Source organism: Kribbella sp. NPDC104740 (assembly GCF_055583505.1).
The window spans coordinates 1,602,456-1,617,577 of record NZ_JBVJNV010000001.1 but is presented as its reverse complement, the minus strand read 5'-3'; the positions used below and the strand labels follow the sequence as shown (position 1 = coordinate 1,617,577).

The window sequence follows — 15,122 nt, the reverse complement described above, 5'->3', positions numbered from 1 at the left end:
ACAGAATCCTCGACGACCCGCCCGTCGTCCGAGGAGTGCGCTCGTGATTCCCATTCGTCCCGCGGCCGCTACCGCCGCTCTCGCGCTGACCGCGGCGCTGCTGGCGGCGCCGTCCGCCGGCGCCGTCAGCTCACCTTCCGTGCAACCAACCGGTCGGTTGCTTCTCTCGTCGCCCGAGCTGACCGTGACCGTCGCCGATGACTTCCCACGTGTCGTCCAGTACGCCGACAACGCCACCGGGCGCACGCTCGGCGGCCAGCCGGACGCGATCTCGACGATCGCCATCAACGGCACGCCCCGCAAAGCCCACCTGAGCAGGCCGCCGACCGTCAGCAGCAACAAAGCGACCTACCAGCTGACTTTCGACGACCTCCCCGGCGTCGAGCTCGACGCGAGCCTCGCCCTCTCCGGCCGCGTCACCACCTTCGCCATCGACGCGGTCCACGACACCGCCACCACCCGCGTCGGCACCATCGACATCCCCGACCACGACCTCGTCTCGGTCGCGAGCACCGAACCCGGCGCGACCACCGCGTTCACCACCCTCGACCCCGACTCCACCCGCACTGCCGACAAGATCACCCCGGTCACCGCCGCCACGCCCGCCGAGGCCGCCCCCACCGGAGCGTCGTACGCCTTCGTGAACACCAGCGGTCTGGCCGCCGGGATCGAGTCCAACTCGACGTACGACAAGCCGTCGGGCGCGACCTCCGACGACGGTGCCCGGTTCTGGCACCGCGCGCGCAAGAGCGCCGACGGCAGCACCCGTGTCGGTGTCTGGAGCGGTCAGTGGACCTACCGCGCCGACACCTCGCCGTACACCGAGCCGCTGCCCTGGGCCAAGGTCGTCGTCACCCCGGACGCGAACAAGGACCGGACCGTCGACTGGCAGGACGGCGCCCTCGCCTTCCGCGCGATCATGACCGAGCCGAAGGGCGGCGACCTGGTCAAGGACCGGGTGGTCACCCACATCCCGTTCAACTTCGCCAGCCAGGCCACGCACCCGTTCCTGCGCACCCTCGACGACGTGAAGCGGATCTCGCTGGCCACCGACGGCCTCGGCCAGCTGGCGCTGCTCAAGGGCTACGGCTCGGAGGGCCACGACTCGGCGCACCCGGACTACGGCGGCAACTACAACACCCGCGCCGGCGGCCTGGCCGACCTGAACACGCTGCTGAAGAAGGGCAAGGGCTGGAACGCCGCGTTCGGCGTCCACGTCAACGCGACCGAGTCGTACCCCGAGGCGAACGCGTTCAGCGAGGACCTGGTCGACAAGTCCAGCAAGGGCTGGAACTGGCTGAACCAGAGCTACTACATCAAGCAGCGCCCGGATCTTGCCTCCGGCAACATCGTGAAGCGGTTCCAGCAGCTCCGCGACGAGACCGACCAGAACCTGCAGGAGCTGTACATCGACGTCTACTACCAGTCCGGCTGGCTGGCCGACGGCCTGACCCGGCAGCTCGCCGGGCAGGGCTGGCAGATCGCCACCGAGTGGGCCGACCGGCACGAGCGCACCTCGCTGTGGTCGCACTGGGCCAACGACCTCGACTACGGCGGCGCGACGAACAAGGGCCTGAACAGCCAGATCATCCGGTTCGTCCGCAACCACGAGAAGGACGTCTGGAACGCCGACCCGATCCTCGGCCAGAGCTCGCTGGTCGAGTTCGAGGGCTGGACCGGTGAGAACGACTGGAACAAGTTCTACGCCAACATCTGGCAGCACAACCTGCCGGCCAAGTTCCTGCAGCAGCAGAAGATCACCGACTGGAACGCAGCCGACATCCGCTTCACCGGCAACGTCCGCGGCGCGGTCGAGAACGGCAAGCGCGCCCTGTACGTCGGTGACGCCAAGGTCCTCGACGGCGACAAGTACCTGCTCCCCTGGGACGGCAGCAAGAAGCTCTACCACTACAACCCCGGCGGCGGCCTGACCGCTTGGCGCGTCCCGGCCGCACTGGCGAGCACCACCAAGTTCACCGTCTACAAGCTGACCGACACCGGTCGCGTGAAGGTCACCACGGCGCCGGTCCGCAAGGGCGTGGTCACTCTCGACGCCGTCGCCGGCCAGCCGTACGTCCTGTACCCCGACAAGGCGCCGCAGCAGCCCGCCGCGAACTGGGGTGAGGGCAGCCACCTCAAGGACCCCGGTTTCAACGCCGGCGACCTGAAGGCCTGGAGCCCGACCGGCTACGCCAAGATCGACGCCCTCAGCAACGGTCAGCACGTCGCCGTACTCGGTCCCGAGCCGACCGCGCTCAAGCAGCGGATCACCGGCCTGACCCGCGGCAAGACCTACAGCGCCTCCGCCTGGGTCGAGGTCGAGCCCGGCAAGTCACGCCGTACGACGATCAGCGCGGGCGGGGTCAGCAACACGATCACCCGCTCGACCGCGCAGAACCAGGTCGCCTCGGACGACAAGAGCGGCGCCTACTACCAGCGCGTCCGCGTCGTCTTCGATGCCACCGGCAACAGCACGGACCTGACCGTCGCCGCGGCCGCCGGCTCGGCCAGAGTCCGGGTCGACGACGTCCGGGTCGTGGAGACCGAGCGCCCGGCCGCCGGGCTGGTCGACGACTTCGAGAACGTCGACCAGGGCTGGGGACCGTTCGTGAAGGGTGACGCGGGCGGCACGACCGACCCGCGGACGGTGCTCGCCCGCAAGCACGCGCCGTACACGCAGGCCGGCTGGAACGGCAAGCTCGTCGACGACGTGCTCGACGGCGAGTGGTCGCTGAAGTCGCACGAGGAGAACGAGGGCGTGGTCTACCGGACGACGCCCGCGACGGTGCCGTTCACGCCCGGCCACAAGTACAAGGTGAGCTTCGACTACGCGAGCGGTCAGGCCGGGCAGTACACCTGGGTGCAGGGCGTCGACCGGCCGGCGTCGGTCGAGGTGAAGTCGACTCCGATCGGCGCGCAGCGGACGAAGGCGACCTTCGATCAGGAGTTCGTGGCCGGCTGTGGCGGCGACTACTGGGTCGGCCTGCGCAAGCTGTCCAGCGGCGGCGACCAGGCGGACTTCGTGATGGACGACTTCGCCGTCCAAGATCTCGGCAAGTCGTCCGAGGCCGCCGACTGCACGTCGCTGGCGATCAGCGGCGTCAACGGCCTGGTCTCCGGCGAGGCCAACAACGTCACCGCGACCTTCACCAACAACGACACGGTCGCCGCGCAGAACATCACCCTGGCCCTGCAGGCCCCTGAGGGCTGGACCGTCGAGGCGACCACCCCGGCGACCCACGCATCGGTTGCCGCCGGCACCGAGGTGAGCACGACGTTCGCGGTCACCCCACCCGCCGGTACGCCGGAGGGCGAGTACCCGCTGACCGCGACCGGCGGCCGCGCGACCACCGCCGCGGAGGCGACCCTGCTCCCGCCGGGCATCGTCCCGCAGTCGCGGATCAAGGTCGCCGACGTCTCCAGCGAGGACGTCGCCACCGGCGGCCCGGCCGTCGACGCGCTCGACGGCAACCCGTCCACGCTGTGGCACTCGGCCTGGTCCGAGGTCCCCACCCCGGCGACGTTCCCGCACCACATCACGCTCGACCTCGGCTCGTCGTACGCGGTGGACGGCTTCAGCTACCTGCCGCGGCAGAGCGGGACCAACGGGATGTTCAAGGGCTACGAGCTGTACGTCAGCACCGACGGCCAGAACTGGGGTCCGCCGGTGAAGACCGGTGAGTTCCCGAACAGCACGGCGCTCCAGAAGCTGGAGTTCCCGGCCGAGGAAGGCCGGTACGTGAAGTTCGTCGGCACCAGCTCGCTCAACGGCGCGGTCTTCGGCTCCGCCGCCGAGCTGAACGTCTACGGCACCCACTAGTACGACGACAGCGGCACCACCTCTCCCCCGAGAGGTGGTGCCGCTGTTCGTGAATCACTTGGTGACGTTGACGCTCACCGCGGCGCTGGCGGCCTTCGCGGTGACCACGCGGAACTTGTTCACGCCGACGCGGCCGCTCTGCACCCACACCGAGTAGGTGGCCTTCGAGGTCACCTTGGTGGTGGCCGGGAAGTTGACCCACTTGCCGTTCTCCAGCCGCTGGACCTGGACCGCGGTGTTGGCGGCGATGCCGGTGGTCTTGCCGGTGAAGGAGACCTTGGCCCACGCCTTCGCGGTGGTCTTGTCGGACTTGATGCTGATCGTCGGCGCGGCGGCGACCGTCGACGAGACGTGGGCGCCGGCGCCGGTCTCCGCGGCCTGGGCCTGAACGGTGCTCAGGGCAACAGCTCCACCGGCAACGGTGAGGCCGGCCAGCACGGCGACGGAACGACGGACGAGCTGAGAACGAACGCGCATGATCTTCTGGTTTCCCCTCGTATGGAACGGGTTCCGGTGAACCCGACACCACAGGAGACGCCGGCCCCGCGGCAGAAGTTGTGTTAAGAATCCGTCTCAGGTGTCGGCGGCAGCACCAGCCGGGCCAGCGCGCCGCCGGTCGGCGCCGCCCCGAAGGTCAGCTCCGCACCGAGCACCTTGGCGTGCCCGGCGGCGATGGTCAGCCCGAGGCCGTGCCCGGCACCGCGCTCGGCCATCCCGGACCGGAACCGACGGGGGCCCTCGGCAATCAGTTCCTCGGGGTACCCGGTGCCGTGGTCGACCACCTCGACGGTCCGGCCGTGCACGGTCACCTCGATCGGCGGCCGGCCGTGCCGCAGACCGTTCACGATCAGGTTGGCCAGGATCCGCTCGACCCGGCGCGAGTCGGTCGAGACCGTCGCCTCCGGCCCGTCCAGCCGTACGACGACACTGTCCGGCGCGATCGCCTGTTGCATCCGCAGCCGACCGACCGCGGACGCGACGAACGCGCCGAGGCCGATGTGCTCCAGATCGGCCTGCTCGACCCCGGAGTCGAACCGCGCGATCTCCAGCAGGTCCTCGACCAGCCCGCGCAGCACCTTGGCCCGGTCCCGGACCAGCTCGCTCGGCCGGCTCGGCGGGAGCAGCTCGGCCGCCGTCAGCAGCCCGGTGACCGGCGTACGGAGGTCGTGCGCGACGTCGGCGGTGAACCGGCGCTCGGCCTCCAGCTGTCCGCGCAGCGAGCTGGCCATCGAGTCGATCGCCGTCGCGAGCGCGCGCACCTCGTCCTTGTTCCGGCTGCTGACCTTGCCGTCGCGTTTGCTGATCGTCTCGACCGCCGACGCGTCCAGCTCACCACCGGCGATCCGCCGCGCCGTACCGGCCACGGCGACGATCCGTTTCGACAGGCTGCCGGCCGCGACCACGCTGACCAGCGCGACCATCGCCACGGTGCCCATCCCACCGATGATGAGGGCGCGCCGGAGCGCGCGCATCGAGGCGTCCTCGTTGTCGTAGTCCTGGACGATCGACAGCACCTTGCCGCCCTTGACGCCGACCGCGGCCCACATCTTCGGATTCGGCGATCCGGTCTTGAAGGTGGCCCGCTTGCCCTCGCGGACCGCCTCCAGCAGCTGCGCCGGGACCGCCGGATCGTCCAGCTGCGACCCGAGCACCTCGACCTCGTTGAGGTTGTAGGTGTCCGCGGCCGCCTTGATCCGCTCGTCGGCCAGCCCGCGCGTGCGGTCCAGCCGCGACGACTCGGCCTGCGTGTAGACCGCCACGCAGAGCACCAGGATCGCCAGCGAGGAGACCAGCAGGAAGATCAGGCCGAGCTTGCTCCGCAACCCCACGGGATTCCTCCGTCCTCGAGGTCAGGTGCGGAGGATGTCACGCCCGGAGCTTGTAACCGAATCCTCTGACGGTCTCGATGCGGTCGGCGCCGATCTTCGTGCGCAGCCGCTGCAGGTGGACGTCGACCAGACGGCCGTCGCCACCCCACTCGTAGTCCCAGACCCGCTGCAGCAGCGTGCTGCGGCTGAGCACCACGCCCGGGTTGTTCGCGAACTCGATCAGCAGCTTGAGCTCGGTCGGCGTCAGCTGGACGGTGCTGCCGCCCCGGCGTACCTCCAGGGCCTCGCGGTCCAGCTCCAGGTCGCCGAAGGACTCGACGCCGGCTCCGGTCGACGGGCTGGGCCGCTCCGGGTCGACGACCGCGCGCCGCATCACCGCACGCAGCCGGGCCACCAGGACCTGGGTGTCGAACGGCTTGGTCACGTAGTCGTCCGCGCCCGCCTCCAGCCCCAGTACGACGTCCAGCGCGTCGCCGCGCGCGGACACCATCACGATCGGGACCAGGCTGGTCTCGCGGATCCGGCGGCACACGGAGATGCCGTCCAGGCCGGGCAGCATGATGTCCAGCATCACGGCGTCCGGATGGATCTTCTCGAAGCTCTCGATCGCCTCCAGGCCGTCCTCGGCCGTGGTGACGTCGTAGCCGTGCCGCTCGAGGGTCAACTGGGTCGCCTCACGGATCACCGCGTCGTCCTCGACCATCAGGATGCGCGCTGCCGGTTCTTCCGGTACCACTGAGTTCAGTCTCCCTTTTGGTCCTGCGAGCTCTCCAACAACATCTGCCGACCATTCCAACGGTAGACCTGCAGCCGGGTTACAGACGGGCAGCAAACTCGGTCGGTGGTCGCGAAGACTCCGGACTCCACGACGAGGTCGCCGCTCCGGCTGGCACTGATCTTGACCTGATCGGCCCGCAGACCCCAAATCCGGCGCGGACCGGTCGGTTCGGCGGCCATCAGGACGGCGCCGTACCGGAAGTCCTGGTCCAGGTGGATGTAGACGACGAGCTGCGGGTACTCCGCCTTGGTGACGTTCACCGTGGGGCCGCGGCTCATGCAGCGCTCCACCACGGTGCAGCGGACCAGGAGGGTGCGGAAGTAGGGTTCCAGCTTCTTGTCGGCCAGCAGCTTCAGCCGGACCTGGCCGAGGCTGACCGTCACCGGCGGCGTCTTGCGCGCGTCCGGTGACTGCGGGCCGTACCCGTTCGTGGTCTTGGCCGACGGCGCGGGCGACGACGTACTGGGCGCGGGCTCGGCGCCCTCGACACGCAGGCCGGTACCGTTCGCGCAGCCGGCGCTCAGCACCAGGGCGACCACTGCCAGCGCACCCGGCAGCATCTGCCTAGTTCGCATGGGTCGCCTCCTGATTAGCCTCACCGACTGATTTCCCCCGTGATTCCGACAGCTAACTTCCATAGTGCGGCCCCGACGTCACAACCGGTGGCCACAATCGTCCAGCGGCCTCGGCAGTTCCGTTGCGGTTGAGTCACAAAAGGTGAAACAACTCTCAGCTCAGCACCACCTTGCCCGGATTCAGCAAGTTCTGCGGGTCCAGCGCGGCCTTGATCGCGCGGTGCACGTCGAGTGCCACCGGGCCGATCTCCTGGGCCAGCCAGTCCCGCTTCAGCACTCCGACGCCGTGCTCCCCGGTGATCGTTCCGCCGAGCTCCAGGCCGATCTCCATGATCTTGTCGAACGCCGCCTGCGCGCGCCGGGCCTGCTCGGGATCCTGGGCATCGAAGACGACGGTCGGGTGCATGTTGCCGTCGCCGGCATGACCGAGTACGCCGACGGTGATGTCCAGGTCCTTGGCGCACTGCTCGGTCGCCTCGATGAAGTCGGCCAGCCGCGACCGCGGCACGCAGACGTCGTCGATCATCGTCGTCCCGAGCTCGTCGAGCGCCAGCAGCGCGGCCCGGCGGGCCTCCAGCAGCAGGTCGCCCTCGGCCTCGTCGTCGGCCTCGATGCACTCCAGCGCGCCGTTCTCGCGGCACAACTTCGCCACCGTCGCGATGTCGGCCGCACCCGCGGCCCCGCCGGCGTCGGACTGCGCGATCAGCATCGCGGCGGCGTCCTCGGGCAGGTCCATCCGCTTGTAGGCGTTCACCGCGCGGATCGTGGTCCGGTCCATGATCTCCAGCAGGCTCAGCGAGACCCCGGACCGGATGATCTCCAGGATCGCCTCACCGGCCGCGCGGCCGGAGCCGAACAGCGCCGCCATCGTCCGCGGCTTGGCCGTCTGCGGGCGCAGCGCCAGGGTCGCCTCGGTGATGATGCCGAGCGTCCCCTCGCTGCCCACGATCAGCTTGGTCAGGTCGTACCCGGCCACACCCTTGACGGTCTTGCGGCCGGTCCGCAGGATCTCGCCGTTCGCGAGCACGACCTCGAGCGCGAGCACGTAGTCCGTGGTCACGCCGTACTTCACGCAGCACAGGCCGCCGGAGTTGGTCGACAAGTTTCCGCCGATCGAGCAGAACTCCCAGCTGGACGGGTCCGGCGGGTAGAACAGCCCCTGCTCGGCGACGGCACGGGACAGTACGGCGTTGTAGACGCCGGGCTGCGTCACGACGTACCGGTCCACGGGCTCGATCTGGAGGACCTTGTCCATCTTCTCCAGCGAGATCACCACCGACCCGTCCAGCGCGTTCGCGGCACCGGACAGCCCGGACCGGGCGCCCTGCGGGACCACGGGCACGCCGAACTCGGCCGCGGCGCGCACCGCGGCCTGAACGTGCGCTGTCTCCCGGGCCAGGACGACCGCCGCCGGCATCCCGGCCGGGCAGAACATCGCCCGGTCGTACCGGTAACTCTCCATCCGGTCCGGATCGGTGACCAGAGCCTCGGGAGGCAGAACCTGACGCAACCGCTCGACGACCTCACTCATGACACCGAGCCTAGTGTCCGGTTGGTGCCGTGGCAGGTCGTGGCCTTGCGGTTGTGTCGGGTCAGCGCGTACGCGCGGTCCGGTTCTCCGAGATCTTGTCCCAGCCGCTGCCGAAGTTCCGGTACTCGCGGGCGATCGCCGTGAACGTCGTGCTGGTGTCCCCGGACTTCACCTTCGGAGTGCGGCAGGTGCGCTGGCCGGCCACGACGGCGCCGGTACCGCCGCCGCTGTCGCAGGTCAGCGTGCGGCCGTTGTTGGTCCCGCCGGTCTGCACCAGGATCGCGGTGGTCATCGCGTACTTCGGCAGCTTGGCGTCCATCGAGACCTCGGCCCAGTACTGCGAGCAGTTGTCCCGCATCAGCTTGATGTCGCCCCAGCCCGGCGGCTTGCCGTCGCGGAAGATCTGCGCGGACGAGATCGGTCGTGCACCCGGACAGTTGGCCAGTTCGACGGCCTGAGCTGGTGAGGCCAGAGCGATTGCGCCCGCTCCGGCCAGGCCCGCGGTGCTGAGCAGAATGCCCAGTGTCTTCATCGGAAACCCTTCCTGGACGTGCGCCCCGACGCCCGTCCACTGGGCAGCGTACGCGAACCGCCCCTGACCTGACAGTCAATCCGGTAATCGGACGTTGAACCGTCGGTGTCAGGGGCGGTACCCACCGTGGCCGTCGGCGTGTCGCCGCCGGCCACGGTCAGGGGTCGCCACGGCGGCGGTCAGAGGTTGCCGCGGCGTTCCTGCTCGCGCTCGATCGCCTCGAACAGCGCCTTGAAGTTGCCCTTGCCGAAGCCCAGCGAGCCGTGCCGCTCGATCAGCTCGTAGAACACCGTCGGCCGGTCGCCGAGCGGCTTCATGAAGATCTGCAGCAGGTAGCCGTCCTCGTCACGGTCGACCAGGATCTTGCGCGACTGCAGCTCCTCGATCGGCACCCTGACGTGGCCGATCCGCTCCCGCAGCTCCGGGTCCTCGTAGTACGAGTCCGGCGTGGCCAGGAACTCGACGCCGTTGGCCCGCATGATGTCGACGGTGCGCAGGATGTCGTTGGTGGCCAGCGCGATGTGCTGGGCGCCGGCACCGTCGTAGAACTCCAGGAACTCGTCGATCTGCGACTTCTTCTTCGCGATCGCGGGCTCGTTCAGCGGGAACTTGACCCGGTGGTTGCCGTTGGCCACCACCTTGGACATCAGCGCGGAGTAGTCGGTGGCGATGTCGTCGCCGACGAACTCCGCCATGTTCACGAAGCCCATCACCTTGTTGTAGAACGTCACCCACTCGTCCATCAGACCGAGCTCGACGTTGCCGACGACGTGGTCGATGGCCTGGAACAGCCGCTTCGGGTGCCCCTCCGGCCGCTGCACCTGGGTCTGCGCCGCGACGAAACCGGGCAGGTACGGGCCGTCGTAGCGGCTGCGGTCGATCAGCGTGTGCCGGGTGTCGCCGTACGCCGCGATCGCGGCGCGGCGGATGGTGCCGTGCTCGTCGGTGACGTCGTTCGGCTCCTCCAGCACCGTCGCACCCTGCTCGCGGGCGTGCTCGATGCACTTGTCCACGTCCGGCACCTCGAGCGCGATGTCGGAGACGCCGTCGCCGTGCTTGCGGTGGTGGTCGTTCAGCGGGCTGTCCGGCGTGACGCCGCCGGTGATCACGAAGCGGCCCGACCCGGCCTTCAGCACGAAGGCCTTGTGGTCCTTGGTGCCGTGCTCGGGGCCGGTGTACGCGACCAGGTCCATCCCGAAGGCGAGCTGGTAGTACTTCGCGGTCTGGGTGGCGTTGCCGACCACGAAGACGACGGCGTCCATCGCGGTCACCGGGAACGGGTCGCTGCTCTCGTCGTACGGGACCAGGCCGACGAGCTGCTTGAGCTGATCGAGGTCCAGATCGGCGTCGAGTTCGGCGGGGGTCAGGTCGGTGCTGGTCATCGCGGGTCCTCCCGGTCGGTGGCTAGCTTGGCTGGGAGCCTGGCTGGTGGGCGACAGGTTGCGCAACAGAACTCGTTTTGACTGATCAGCTTGTGCAGTATTCTCGGGCTGTTGTTGGACTATTTGGTCACCCTGACCACTGCTTGGAGGCAGCCATGTCGGTCGACGCACTGGACGCCCGGATCCTGGACCTGTTCGCCGCCGAGCCGCGGGTCGGCGTGCTCGAGGCCTCGCGCCGGCTCGGCGTCGCGCGCGGCACGATCCAGGCCCGCCTCGACCGCCTGCAGCGCGACGGCGTCGTCCGCGGCTGGGGCCCCGACATCGACACCGCGGCGATCGGCTACCCGGTGACCGCGTTCGCCACCCTCCAGATCGAGCAGGGCTCCGGCCACACCACGGTCGCCGCAGCCCTGGCCGCGATCCCGGAGGTGCTGGAGGTGCACACCATCACCGGCGCCGAGGATCTGTGGTGCCGCATCGTCGCCCGGTCGAACGCGGATCTCCAGCGGGTGATCGACCAGGTCGTCATCGTGCACGGCATCCAGCGGGCGTCGACGGTGATCGCGCTGGCCGAGCAGATACCCCACCGAGTCCTGCCGCTCCTGAGAGCAGCCACCTCGAAGTAGCCGGACTCGAAGTCGCCGGCACCTACTACAAGTAGTCGGCCCGCTCCGCCCGCCAGACCATCAGGTGGTTCAGGCGAGACGCTTGGCGACTTCCACAGCAGCCCGCGCGACCCGCGGACCCACGAAATCGCGATCCAGCTTCCCCAGCACCACCACGCCGATGCTCGCCTCCACCCCAGGCACCCCCAGCACCGGCGACGACACCCCCTGAGCCCCCGCCTGCAGCTCACCCGCGGTGATCACGAACGGCCGCCCCGCCGGATCCGGCTTCCGCCGGCCCGCCAGGATCGCCTTCCCCGCCGCGCCCTGGTCGAGGGCGTGCCGGGAACCCATCCGGTACGACACGTGGAAGTCGGTCCAGCTCGGCTCGATCACCGCGATCGCGAGCGCCTCCTCGCCGTCGGCGACGGTCAGGTGCGCGGTCGCGCCGGTGTCCTCGGCGAGCGAGCGCAGTACGGGCAGAGCGGCATCGCGCAGCGTCGGCTGGACCCGGCGGCTGTAGTGCAGCACCGCGAGACCGAGCCGGGCGCGGCCCTCGCTGTCCCGGCGTACCAGCCGGTGCAGCTCCAGCGTGTTGACCAGCCGGTAGACGACCGTCCGGCTGACCCCGAGCGACGCCGCCAGCTCGGTGATCGACAGCCCGTCCGGGGCGTCCGCCAGCAGCTCGAGGACCGTGAGTCCCCGATCGAGCGTCTGGGACGTCTCTGCCGGCACAACCGAAGGGTATCCGTTTTTCGGGCGCGGACCGATGGCGCCGTATCTTGCTGCCGTGCGAAATTACTGGTCTCTGCTCCCGGCCATCGCCGTCGCGGTCGTGCTGATCCTGCTGTACGCCGTCCCGACGCTGATCAACCCGCAGTGGACGACCACCGTGCTCGGGCTGTTCAAGCAGCACCCCGAGGACGCCGAACCGGCCGGGCGCCGGCTGACCCCGAAGCGGATCCAGTCCCGCCGGATGCTGGCCGGGCTGCTGGTCGTGCTCGCGCTCGGGCTGGTCGGGTTCAACATCTCGCTCAACCGTGAGGCGAACGGCTGCTTCCAGGCGGCCACCGCCTGGGGCGCGGTCGACATCCCGCCGGCCGGCAACCAGAAGCGCAGGAGCGACGACCCCTGCGTGAACATGATCTACGGCACGTTCATCGGCGACGGCGCCGGCGCGGTCACCGAGCCGAAACCGCAGGCGGTCGCGGCGTACCAGCTGATGGGCGACAAGAAGCCGAAGTACCTGAAGTGGATCCAGAACAAGCCGGACTACGACGAGGGCGACCTGCTGATCGGGGTCGTCCAGGACTGCGCGCTGGACCTGAAGGTCGAGCAGGGCGAGGACGCGATCACCGCCGTCGTCGACGCGGCCCAGCCGTGCCCGCCGGACAGCTCGATCTCGCTGACCGCGATCAAGCTGAAGGAACCGCTCGGCGACCGCAAGCTGGTCACCGTCGGCGGTCAGGAGCTGCAGCGGATCAACCCGGACATGGACTCCTGGCCGACGGTCCTGAAGAAGCTCGTCACCGGCGGCTGATCAGCGCAGCGCGCGGACGTCGGCGTCGTACTCGCGGAACGGGCGGTTGTAGGCGAGCAGGATCAGCAGCCCGACGATGCAGGCGCAGGCGCCGCCGGCCAGCGCGATCGTCGGCGTCGTCAGGTCGGCCGTCGTACCGGCGACGAAGTCCCCGAGCCGCGGGCCGCCCGCGACCACCACGATGAACACCCCCTGCAGCCGCCCGCGCATCGCGTCCGGCGCCGCCGACTGCAGCACCGTGTTCCGGTACGCCGAACTGACCATGTCGGCCATCCCCGACATCGCCAGCAGCGCCACCCCGAGCCAGATCGTCCGCGCGAACCCGAACAGCCCGACGGCGACGGCGTACGCCGTGATCGCGACCACGATCGCGATCCCCTGCCGCCGGACCCGGCTCACCCAGCCCGAGAACAGCACCCCGAGCAGCGCGCCGATCGCCGGCGCCGTCTGCAGCAGCCCGACCGTCTTCACGCCGCCCGCGAAGAACGACCCGGCGACCGCCGGGAACAGCGCCCGCGGCTGCGCGAACGTCATCGCCAGGATGTCGGCCACGAACGTCGCCAGCAGCGCCGGGGCGGCGCGCAGGAACGTGAAACCTTCGAGCACCGACCGGATCCCGGCCCTCCGGACCTCGCCGGTCGGCGGCACCGGCGGCAGCCGGAACAGCGCGTACAGCGCCGCGGTGAACGTGATCACGTCGACCAGGTACGCCGCCGCGAACCCGTGCCACGCGATCACCGTCGCGCCGAGCAGCGGCCCGGCGGTGAAGCCGAGGTTGAACGCCGCCTGGCTGAGCGTGTTCGCCGCCGGGAGCAGCTCGGGCCGGACCAGCCGCGGGATGATCGCCGACCGCGCCGGGTTGTTCACCGCGAAGCACGCCGACTGCACCGCGACCACGGCGTACAGGACGCCGACCTGCTCCCACTCCAGCACCGACTGCACGACCAGCACCATCGACAGCAGCCAGAGCCCGGCCGAGCTGACCAGCGCCAGCGTGCGCCGGTCGATCGCGTCGGCCATCGCGCCGCCGTACAGGCCGAAGACGATCAGCGGGACGAGCGCGAAGAGCCCGACCAGCCCGACCGCGAACGTCGACCCGGTCAGCGCGTAGACCTGGATCGACACCGTCACCGCGGTCATCTGCTGCCCGAGCTGCGAGACCGTCGAGCCGAGCCACAACCGCCGGAAGTCCGGCGACTCCTTCAACGGTCGGACATCGGTCAGCAGACGAGGCACATAGGTAACCTATGTCATCCGTTGACGACCCTTACGACAGGACCGCCAGTCGGTTGCGGGCACCGTGCGGCGGGTTGCTGCGTCTAGTCCCGTATGACGAACCAGCCGCAGGCCCCCACGCTCACGTGCCCGCTGTGCCAGTGCCCACAGTTTCAGCAGGAGGAGGCCCGCAGCGACTCCCGGTGGGGGTTCACCTCACACCGGATGACGCTCCTGATCTGCCAGAACTGCCGGTACGTGCTGCACTTCTACGACAAGAACTCGGTCTTCGACTTCGACTGAGCGCCGGGGCTGCCTCACTGGGCGACCGTCGGACGAGCCCCGGGCACGTCGTACGGCTGCTGCCTCACCGGCCGTCCGTCGTACGAGCGTCGGTCGAGCTCGTGCTCACCAGGGCAGCCGGCCGGACTCGTCGTGCAGCTCACCGGTCGGCCCACCCGCCGGTAGCGTCGCGAGCCGTACGGCGACCGCCGCACCCTGAGCCGGCGTACGGGCCGCGTCCCAGCCGCCCATGTCGGTCGCGCAGTTGCCGGGGTCGGCGGCGTTCACCAGGATCCCCTCGCCGCGCAGCTCGTTGGCGAGCATCACGGTCAGCATGTTCACCGCGATCTTCGACGAGTTGTACCCCGCAGTCAGCACGGTCGACATCCGCGACTCCGGATCCCCGACCCGCGCCAGCGACGACAACTCGGTCGACATGTTCACGATCCGCGCCGCCTCCGCCCGCCGCAACAACGGCAACATCGCCTGCGTAGTCGCAACCAGCCCCACCACGTTCGTCTCGAACCCGTCCCGCAACGTCTCCGCCGAGATCGCACTCACCGCATCGTCCCCCTCGGCAATCACCGCCGCGTTGTTCACCAACACGTCGAGCCGCCCGTACTTCTCCCCGATCCACTCCGCCGCCGCCTGCGCCGAAGCCGGATCGGTCACCTCGATCCGCACCGCCGCCGCATCGACCCCGTCCCCCACAAGCTCCTTCACCACCGCGTCGGCACGCCCGAGGTCCCGCCCACCAACCACCACACTCCACCCAAGCGCCCCGAACTGCCGAGCGATCTCCCGCCCGATTCCCTTGGTCGCGCCGGTCACCAGTACAACGTTCTGCTGAGTCATGGTGTCTAGATTCGGCGGCATCTCCGGGCGGCAGCAGAGCGAGCTGCTCCCAGGGACGCGGGGTCCTCCCCAGGCTGCTCGAGGTCGCAGGCCCACCCGCGCCGGCCCGGGGGCCCGGTTGCCTCCACCCCGCCCACCCGGCCCGGCAGACTCGTCTCCGTCCGACCCGCCCGTTCCG

General features: G+C 69.7%; 14 protein-coding genes. 4 read left to right on the top strand and 10 right to left on the bottom strand.

The annotated features are described in order from the left end of the window. The first annotated feature begins 43 nt into the window (after window positions 1–43). Window positions 44–3,820 (top strand): endo-alpha-N-acetylgalactosaminidase family protein, encoded by a 3,777-nt coding sequence (locus tag ACZ6Z4_RS07505; RefSeq protein WP_465559289.1) that lies wholly within the window; start codon window positions 44–46, stop codon window positions 3,818–3,820. A 54-nt stretch (window positions 3,821–3,874) separates the two neighbouring features. On the opposite strand, the gene ACZ6Z4_RS07500 is transcribed toward ACZ6Z4_RS07505, so the two are convergent. From ACZ6Z4_RS07500 to hppD, 7 genes are all read right to left on the bottom strand, one after another. Further along, window positions 3,875–4,297, bottom strand: a complete 423-nt coding sequence (locus tag ACZ6Z4_RS07500) for a hypothetical protein (RefSeq protein ID WP_465559286.1) — start codon at window positions 4,295–4,297, stop codon at window positions 3,875–3,877. An 83-nt stretch (window positions 4,298–4,380) separates the two neighbouring features. Beyond that, entirely contained in the window at window positions 4,381–5,649 is a 1,269-nt protein-coding gene (locus tag ACZ6Z4_RS07495) for a HAMP domain-containing sensor histidine kinase (protein ID WP_363673083.1), read from the bottom strand. Window positions 5,650–5,686: 37 nt separating this feature from the next. After that, window positions 5,687–6,385 (bottom strand): two-component system response regulator CseB, encoded by a 699-nt coding sequence (gene cseB / locus ACZ6Z4_RS07490; protein WP_363673085.1) that lies wholly within the window; start codon window positions 6,383–6,385, stop codon window positions 5,687–5,689. Window positions 6,386–6,390: 5 nt separating this feature from the next. Then, entirely contained in the window at window positions 6,391–7,002 is a 612-nt protein-coding gene (locus ACZ6Z4_RS07485; RefSeq protein ID WP_465559281.1) for a hypothetical protein, read from the bottom strand. Window positions 7,003–7,156: 154 nt separating this feature from the next. After that, window positions 7,157–8,533 (bottom strand): FAD-binding oxidoreductase, encoded by a 1,377-nt coding sequence (locus ACZ6Z4_RS07480; protein ID WP_465559278.1) that lies wholly within the window; start codon window positions 8,531–8,533, stop codon window positions 7,157–7,159. 61 nt (window positions 8,534–8,594) lie between these two features. After that, window positions 8,595–9,065: a hypothetical protein gene (locus tag ACZ6Z4_RS07475; protein WP_363673091.1), complete on the bottom strand. Its 471-nt coding sequence runs from the start codon at window positions 9,063–9,065 to the stop codon at window positions 8,595–8,597. 179 nt (window positions 9,066–9,244) lie between these two features. Further along, window positions 9,245–10,447, bottom strand: coding sequence for a 4-hydroxyphenylpyruvate dioxygenase (gene hppD / locus ACZ6Z4_RS07470; protein ID WP_465559274.1), 1,203 nt, complete (start codon window positions 10,445–10,447; stop codon window positions 9,245–9,247). Window positions 10,448–10,602: 155 nt separating this feature from the next. Here hppD and ACZ6Z4_RS07465 point away from each other — a divergent pair, with 155 nt between their 5' ends. Then, window positions 10,603–11,073, top strand: a complete 471-nt coding sequence (locus ACZ6Z4_RS07465) for an Lrp/AsnC family transcriptional regulator (protein WP_363673095.1) — start codon at window positions 10,603–10,605, stop codon at window positions 11,071–11,073. Between the two features lie 69 nt (window positions 11,074–11,142). Here ACZ6Z4_RS07465 and ACZ6Z4_RS07460 read toward each other — a convergent pair whose 3' ends face one another. Next, window positions 11,143–11,787: an IclR family transcriptional regulator gene (locus ACZ6Z4_RS07460; protein ID WP_133977902.1), complete on the bottom strand. Its 645-nt coding sequence runs from the start codon at window positions 11,785–11,787 to the stop codon at window positions 11,143–11,145. 55 nt (window positions 11,788–11,842) lie between these two features. Here ACZ6Z4_RS07460 and ACZ6Z4_RS07455 point away from each other — a divergent pair, with 55 nt between their 5' ends. Next, window positions 11,843–12,592: a hypothetical protein gene (locus ACZ6Z4_RS07455; protein WP_465559269.1), complete on the top strand. Its 750-nt coding sequence runs from the start codon at window positions 11,843–11,845 to the stop codon at window positions 12,590–12,592. Here the strand turns inward: ACZ6Z4_RS07455 and ACZ6Z4_RS07450 are convergent, their stop codons facing one another. Next, the gene (locus ACZ6Z4_RS07450) at window positions 12,593–13,828 is read right to left on the bottom strand and encodes an MFS transporter (protein ID WP_465559266.1); all 1,236 of its coding nucleotides are present in this window, start codon (window positions 13,826–13,828) and stop codon (window positions 12,593–12,595) included. Between the two features lie 93 nt (window positions 13,829–13,921). On the opposite strand from ACZ6Z4_RS07450, the gene ACZ6Z4_RS07445 reads away from it, so the two are divergent. Then, window positions 13,922–14,110 carry a hypothetical protein gene (locus tag ACZ6Z4_RS07445; protein WP_465559262.1) on the top strand — a complete coding sequence of 63 codons (189 nt, stop codon included), beginning with the start codon at window positions 13,922–13,924 and terminating at the stop codon, window positions 14,108–14,110. A gap of 105 nt (window positions 14,111–14,215) precedes the next feature. Here the strand turns inward: ACZ6Z4_RS07445 and ACZ6Z4_RS07440 are convergent, their stop codons facing one another. After that, the gene (locus ACZ6Z4_RS07440; protein ID WP_465559259.1) at window positions 14,216–14,944 is read right to left on the bottom strand and encodes an SDR family NAD(P)-dependent oxidoreductase; all 729 of its coding nucleotides are present in this window, start codon (window positions 14,942–14,944) and stop codon (window positions 14,216–14,218) included. Between the last annotated feature and the right edge of the window lie 178 nt (window positions 14,945–15,122).